This window comes from Streptomyces sp. NPDC058964, from assembly GCF_042741275.1.
Taxonomy (GTDB): Bacteria; Actinomycetota; Actinomycetes; order Streptomycetales; family Streptomycetaceae; genus Streptomyces.
Window position 1 is genome coordinate 14,012 of sequence record NZ_JBHYKH010000113.1, and the last position, 6,500, is coordinate 20,511.

Consider the following 6,500-nt stretch of genomic DNA (forward strand, 5'->3'; position numbering starts at 1 on the left):
ACCCCGGCGCCCGCTGGGGTGTGGGTGGCGCGCGCCTCACCAATCTGAACCAACCCACACCCCCCGACGCCCGCCCGCGGGGGGGGGGCCCCCCCCCCGCTTCCATTTCTGCGCTCGGAAACCTTAGCCAGGAACCGATCACACATGGAGGATCCATGGTCTCACCCTTAGGCGTCAGCGTCGACATCCGCCTTCGCGACCTGCCCATGGCGCTCAACGGCACGGCCGGCGGCACCCTCGCACTCTGGGCGAACGCCCCCGCCAAGATCGCCATCCCCACGGCCCTGCTGATCGTCCTCGACATCCGCATCCGCCTCTTGCGGCGACGCATCTGACGGACCAACCAAGCACCTGACGGCCCAGGGGCGACCCAGCCCCACCAGTAAGCCCCCGCCCTGCCAGGAAACAGCAGGTCGGGGGCTTACTGGTGTCGGGTTGCTTCTTCTTGCCCTGCGTTTCGACCGCCCGGTTTTTGGGGCTGGTCAGCGGGGTGCTCACCTCAACTGACCTGTGGTCGGGCGGTTGTTGGTTGTCGTTGTCGGTCGTTGGTGGTTGACCTCGGAGGTTCCATGAGGTTCCAGGACTCGGCCCGTCGCCATCGGGGCCGGGCCGCACCGTGTCGGGCCGTCGGGCCGCCGCGAAGGGAAGATCAAGAAGGCATCGACGCCTCTCTGGCAGATCCAATAGGATGCGGCGCTCAATTCAACCGCGATCATGCAAAGAGGGGGCGCGGGATGCTACTGACGTGCCGGAAGTGTCGGCAGCGTGAAGTTGCTTTTGACGGGATCAAAGGGCTGTGTCCGGTCTGTCAGCAGGAGAGCGACTTGTCGAAGCCGCCTCAGCGTCGCGGGCGCAACGACAAGGCGGCGTTGCTGGTCCAGTCCAAGGTGAGTCCCGGTCGGGTCTCGCTGTCGGGCCCACTGTTTACGGTGCTGGCCGCAGCCGCGGTAGCCATCGTCAACGAGGCCGTGCGGTTCTCCGCCGAGCACACGCGGGCTCACCAATGGGCCTTGGCCGCCGCCCACAACGGTTACGACCGGCAGGCTTTGCACAGCGCACTCCAGACGATCAGCACCACGGGCATGTTGCGCTTCGTAGCCTTCATGGCAGTTCTGTACGCCTACCAGCGATGGGTGCGCGCAGGCCACGCGAACGCCATGTCACGCACCGACATCGGGCTGGGATGGATCAGGGCCCTGCCAGGCGGCAGCGGAGTCGTCTGGACCTACGGCGCGTGGTTCCTGTCGGTTTTCGCCGCGCTCTACGTCTCGTTCGTGACCAACTCCAACCTCCAAACCCCCGACGACTACGAGACCGCGGCGAACGTCGACGCCGGCTACAGCCTGGTCCGAATAGCCCTGGCCGTCCTACTGAGCGTGTTCGCCGTGCAGTTGACCCTTGGGCTGAACAAGCTGCTGGCCACGCCGCAGACGATGGACGTGGCCGACCGGTCCGTCGAGCTGCAGACCGTCGACGAGGGGTAACGTGCCACGGCCGGCCGCAGCGTCGAGGGGGCGGGGAGAGCATCAAGGCCCTCGCGGCGCATGAAAATGCCTCCCATCCGCGCCGTATGCGCAGCTGGGAGGCATGATCACAAACCCTACTTCTTCTTGCCCTGGGTCTTGTCGGGGATGTTGATGACCTGCGTTTTCCCTGGTCAGGAGCGGTGGGCTCGTGCGCCTGGTGGTCATTGTTGGTCGTCCTTGGCCACCGTCGAGCACCCTCGGACGGCCCAGAGACGGCCCAGGCTCGGCACGCTCGGGGACGGCGGGAACCTTTCATGTGGCCCGTCTGAACCGCAGCCGACAGCAGTCAGCCACGATGGCGGGTGCGCCGGAAGGCATCCGGGGGGCGATGACGGGCGCGAACTCAGGCTTCGATCCGGCTGTGATCCTCCGCAGGGCTTGAGAGGGGTTCGACGGTGTGCGGGGCCCCCTTGCTCCTGCGCTGGCGGCGTACTCTCCGGGTCAGCCAACCGCCGCCGGCCACGAGTCCCGTGGCGAGGAGAGACCCGATCGTCTCGCTGAGCGCACCCTGGCCGATGGCGTCCCAGGGCAACGTGGACACCCACATGGCTACCGTCCTTCCGGTCGACAACGTGTCTTGATTCAGGGTGCGTTGGCGCAGGACGGCTCGGACGCGCGGGGACGCCAGGCGGTATCGTCGGACAGCATCGGACGGAATCGGACGGGCTGGGGGGCCATGCCGAGGTTGAAGCGACCCTCCTTGCCCGAGGGGCCGGGCAAGGAGCTGAACGACGCGCTCCACGACCTGCACTTTCGGGCTGGGCTACCGTCCGTGCGTGCGCTCGTCCATCGGGTCGACCCCAAGGTGGCCGGCAGGAGTCGGGTCCACGACGCCTTCTCCAGCGAGCGAGTGCCGACGTGGGGGCTGGTCGAGCTTCTGGTGGAAGCCCTTGCGGAGAGGACGCCGGGCGCGGATCAGGCACGCGAGGTGCAGCGGATGCATCAGCTGTGGCTGGCGGCGTCGGGGCACACGGCCCTCGAACAACCCGCGCCACCGATGCTTCCGAAGGGGGATGAGCCACCCCTGCCACCACCAACGCCGGTGCCGGCTGGCACACGGCCCCTGCTGCCAGTAGCCCCGTGGGACCCGCGCCCGATCCTGGTCATGCGCGTTGAGTGGGAAGCACCCGCCAGGCTTGATGTCGACACCCGCCGAAATCTCCGGGATGTCGTCAGCAGAGCTCTCGACGATATTGGCTGGCCCATCAAGGGGGAGCATCGGAGGGACGGCAGCGCGGGGTCCGTCATCACCCTTCGTCCGGAGCACGAGCACCCGAGTGTGACCGCCGCAACCTTTCTGGCGACTCTGGACGACGAGCAGCGCAGGGCTCGAAGATTGAAACTCTCGTATGCTGCGGTACTCAGGTTCATGGCGTACCTCGATCGGGGCGCCCTCGTGCCGACACAGGCCGCGGACATATTGAATCGTCTCTGGATGCAGTCCGAGATCGAGTTCCTGTGGAGACTACAAAAGGCCCCCGGAGGCTGGAGACCCCAGGGAGACGAGGGCCCTTGGCGACGGCAGGAGACCGACCCGCGCCAACTGGTTGCTGCCGTACTCTTCGGACTTCCCGCGCCTGGCTACTTCGTCGGCGATTGGGCCGCAGCCAGCGATTACGCGCCCATTGATTATTCTCCGCTCGATCTCAGTGACAGCGTCCAAGACGATGCATGGGTTCGGGTCTCAATGGAGGATCCGTGGGATAACCCATTCTGAGGTGCCTCCCCCTGCCTCACTGCCAAGCTAGGGGAGCCATGCGGTAGTTGCTGACTACAGGCGAGTGGACCCGGCAGGATGCAAATGACTCGGTCCCAGTCGCCGCCTGCGCTCTCGCCGCAGAGATCAGAACTTTGTGGGCAAGGAGCCGTCCATGTAGGTCGAATAGAACTCCTGGGTCTTGCCGGGGATCTTGGTGAGCTGGGTTTTCGCTGGCCAGGGACAGTGGACTTGTACGCCTAGCAGTCGTCGTTGGTCATCATTGGCCACTGTTGAGCGACCTCGGACGGCCCAGGGACGGCCCAGCTTTGCCGCGCGCGACTGACGATCGGCACCCTCGATGCGCCCCGTCTGAACCTCAGCCGACGACAGTCAGCCACGAGGGCGGGTGCGCCGACCGATCAGGCGCGCGTATGCCTCGTTGCACCTCCACCAGCCTCAGCCACGCTATCGTCCGTCGACCAGCACATGCCTCGACGGCCGATCCGGGACGACGATGCCTGAGAGCCATCAGCTTAGGAAGCTGAGAGCGTTTACAGCCGGTTCGGGCACTGACCTCGGTGAACGGCTGGGTTGCTGCCTCATCGGCAGTGCCTCCTTTCACCGTGATTCCCCGCTGCTCCCCGCTCGATCTGGTGCGCTTGTGGTGCGGTCAAGGGGAGCTCAAGGGGGAGGAGATCATCACCTCTCGGGATCTGTGTGCGGGTCAACATCAGGGTTCGGAGGTTCGTCCCCGGGCCAGACCCCATGGGCCAGAGAGTTCCGCAGGTTCCGCAATTGCGAAGGTAGATCCCCGGTACTCGCTGCGAGGAGCACTAGCAAATCCTCCAAGGAACCCTGCGATGCCTCAGAGGGGATCCTCGTACTTAGCAACGTGGCTGAGAGCTGCTGGCGCGCTTCGAGATCAGGGCTTCCTTCTTGGAAGTCGGGGAGCATTGGTGGGTCGCTGCTGATCACCACGGGCGGGTGGTCGGAGGTCGAGAAGAGAACCTTGACGGGCCACTTCACGTTCAGCTGAACGAAGGCGGAGCTGCTTGCTGGGTCACTGTTCATGGCGATGCCTGCCAGCAGCCAGGTGGTGTTGGCCGTGTACCAGACGGCATCTCCGATCTCATGACCACTGATCTCATCGATATTGAGCAGCGCTGCTATCGGCGGTACTACCCATGTTTCCATAAAGGCAGCGCCGCCCGGTTCAGTCCAGGAAACGCCCGATCCGGGCATCCAGCTGGTCAACCCGAAGAAATTGCGCATCCGCTCCTTAGCTTCGAGCTGGATGGTTCGTACCAGCCTGGCGGAGCGGAGCATCTCCTCGCCGTCAACCGTCGCGTCGACCTTAGTCGTGAACGCGTCTACAACATCGTTCCAGCCGTTGAGCACAGTAAGCCGGCCCAGCATGCCTCGGGCATCTTCGTCCATCGGCATCGGGAAGGTTGAGCCGTCTCCGAAGTCCGAGGTGTTCGCGGTCACGAAGTAAACGTGCTCGGCGGGGTGTTCGCGCATGTAGCCAACCAGCGTCAGCCAGATCGCGACGTCCCTGGCTCCTGTCTTGGTGTCACCGTCCCGATCGTTCCGGTCACGTTTGGCTGGCTTGAGTCCATGCGCCTCACGCGAAAGAGCCTGCATGGCCATCTCTGGCGTGGTCTCGAGTACTTGGAACAGGTCTCCGTACTGCTCGGTCCAGTAGCTGTCCACGGTATCTGGCTGGAAGTCAGGGCCAGTTTGCTGGCCAAGGGGGCTGGGGGTGACTGCTTGCAGCTTTGAGATCGCAGACGCGACAGTCCCGTAGGCGTCCCGATACCTCAGCACCTGCTGGGCCGCCATCTCCACCAGCACCATCGACGGGATGCCAACCCTTTGGCCACTCGCGCGAAGTTTGCGGATCAGGTCAGCCTTGTCGCTGGCGGGGTTGAGCAGGCGCACCGCATTGGTGTCAAAAATGATCAAGGAATCTCCCGTCTCTCCGTAAAGATGCTGCCACCAACGTGACCAAGCCGCACCGGCGTCCTCGTAGCGATAGGAACCTGTCAGTAATAATGTGAAGTCCCTAGCTGGCCGCTCAACCACTGGGCCGTGGCTCTGCGCGAGGCCTGGACTCCCTCGACTCCAGGCCTCCCCTTGCATCTCGACCTGGCTGCTGGCCCACGCCCTCGCCCTGAGCGGAGCAGAAGGTGAGCACCGCCTTAGGAGTTCGATCACCAGGCATGGAGCTTCTGGCACCTCGTAAACGGGTGGGTCACGTGCAGCCTCCACGCCGTGCCGATGTCTGCTGCCGTTGATGTCAGACGTGGATGTCAGCCGACTCCGTCACCAGCCCCCACCGAACAGGGGTTGCAACGTTGCCGCTATGCCTGACGTGATCGCCAAGATGCCGCCCACGCTGGCCAGGGTGGTGGTCGCGTTCTGGAACAGCTCCTGCCGGAGCCGTGCCCAACGGGCGCTCCAAAACAGCATCTTGAGCTTCTGCCACTTGTGCTGGCGAAGATGGCAACCCATGAGGGCCCCGTAGCTGTTGTTGCGGCATGAGCCGCCGCGACCTTCCGCGCCGCACCAGACGGGCACGTTGAAGAAGAAGTAGAAGGCGCTGATCCCGGACAGGACGATGAGCGCGACTGGCCCGAAGTCGAAGGTCAACCAGCCCGCAATGAGTACCGCGAAGACGATCCAACCCCAGTACTTCCCGAATCCGTTCATGCGAGGCCATGGTTCAGTGGTGCCGGGGACGTTGGAGTGGCGCGGCCCGGGGCGCACGGAAGCACGCAGGCGGCGCGCTGACGGCTACCCTCGTCTTGGGAGGCCCGTGTCTCCCAGAACGAGTTGAGCGCTCTATCTGCGGAGCAGTGGCTTGACGACCCTTGATGCCGACGCTGCGCCATCCGTGGGGCTCCCACCTGCCACGCGTCTGACACGGTCCCGGGTGGTGTCGGCGGAGCTCTGGGCGTGCCTATCGGATAGGCGAATGGCAGGCAGTTACTGCCTCATATGCCAATTAGATACGTCGACCAGAGAGCCTTCGATCTCTTGGGGCGCGCGAGTCATTCAAAAGGGCATCGCATTTGCGGCTGACCGGGATTTGGGCGCCACTAAGGGCTGTCCCGTAACCCCTGGTCAGGGGTGAGATGATCTTGGTGTGGCTGGTGTGATCACGGCGTCGGAGCCGTATTGGATAGCCCCGTTCACCGGGCTGAGCCCGCGCTGCTTCGGCAAGTTGGTGACTGCGGTTCGGCGTGAGCATGCAGTGGACGCGCACCGGGGAC

5 protein-coding genes and 1 pseudogene are annotated in these 6,500 nt (G+C 64.5%); 4 read left to right on the plus strand and 2 right to left on the minus strand.

What is annotated here, in order from left to right; translation table 11 throughout:
- Positions 1 to 155 precede the first annotated feature (155 nt).
- The 3 genes from ACFW2E_RS16625 (at position 156) to ACFW2E_RS16635 (ending at position 3,243) form a co-directional block, all read left to right on the plus strand.
- Complete coding sequence (locus tag ACFW2E_RS16625; RefSeq protein ID WP_384466974.1) at positions 156 to 335, plus strand: hypothetical protein; 180 nt, start codon at positions 156 to 158, stop codon at positions 333 to 335.
- Positions 336 to 824: 489 nt separating this feature from the next.
- On the plus strand, positions 825 to 1,484 hold the full coding sequence (locus ACFW2E_RS16630) for a hypothetical protein (protein WP_384466975.1): 660 nt from the start codon (positions 825 to 827) through the stop codon (positions 1,482 to 1,484).
- 814 nt (positions 1,485 to 2,298) lie between these two features.
- Positions 2,299 to 3,243, plus strand: coding sequence for a hypothetical protein (locus ACFW2E_RS16635; protein ID WP_384466977.1), 945 nt, complete (start codon positions 2,299 to 2,301; stop codon positions 3,241 to 3,243).
- Positions 3,244 to 3,924: 681 nt separating this feature from the next.
- Here ACFW2E_RS16635 and ACFW2E_RS16640 read toward each other — a convergent pair.
- Positions 3,925 to 5,190: a PIN domain-containing protein gene (locus tag ACFW2E_RS16640; protein WP_384466979.1), complete on the minus strand. Its 1,266-nt coding sequence runs from the start codon at positions 5,188 to 5,190 to the stop codon at positions 3,925 to 3,927.
- Positions 5,191 to 5,550: 360 nt separating this feature from the next.
- Complete coding sequence (locus ACFW2E_RS16645) at positions 5,551 to 5,937, minus strand: hypothetical protein (protein ID WP_384466981.1); 387 nt, start codon at positions 5,935 to 5,937, stop codon at positions 5,551 to 5,553.
- 436 nt (positions 5,938 to 6,373) lie between these two features.
- Here ACFW2E_RS16645 and ACFW2E_RS16650 point away from each other — a divergent pair.
- A pseudogene (locus ACFW2E_RS16650) lies at positions 6,374 to 6,500 on the plus strand (IS5/IS1182 family transposase); the annotation flags it as partial.

Excerpts from the sequence above, each read along its gene's own strand:
- ACFW2E_RS16625 (WP_384466974.1), top strand. The coding sequence starts at position 156 with ATGGTCTCACCCTTAGGCGTCAGCGTCGACATCCGCCTTCGCGACCTG.
- ACFW2E_RS16645 (WP_384466981.1), bottom strand. The coding sequence starts at position 5,937 with ATGAACGGATTCGGGAAGTACTGGGGTTGGATCGTCTTCGCGGTACTC.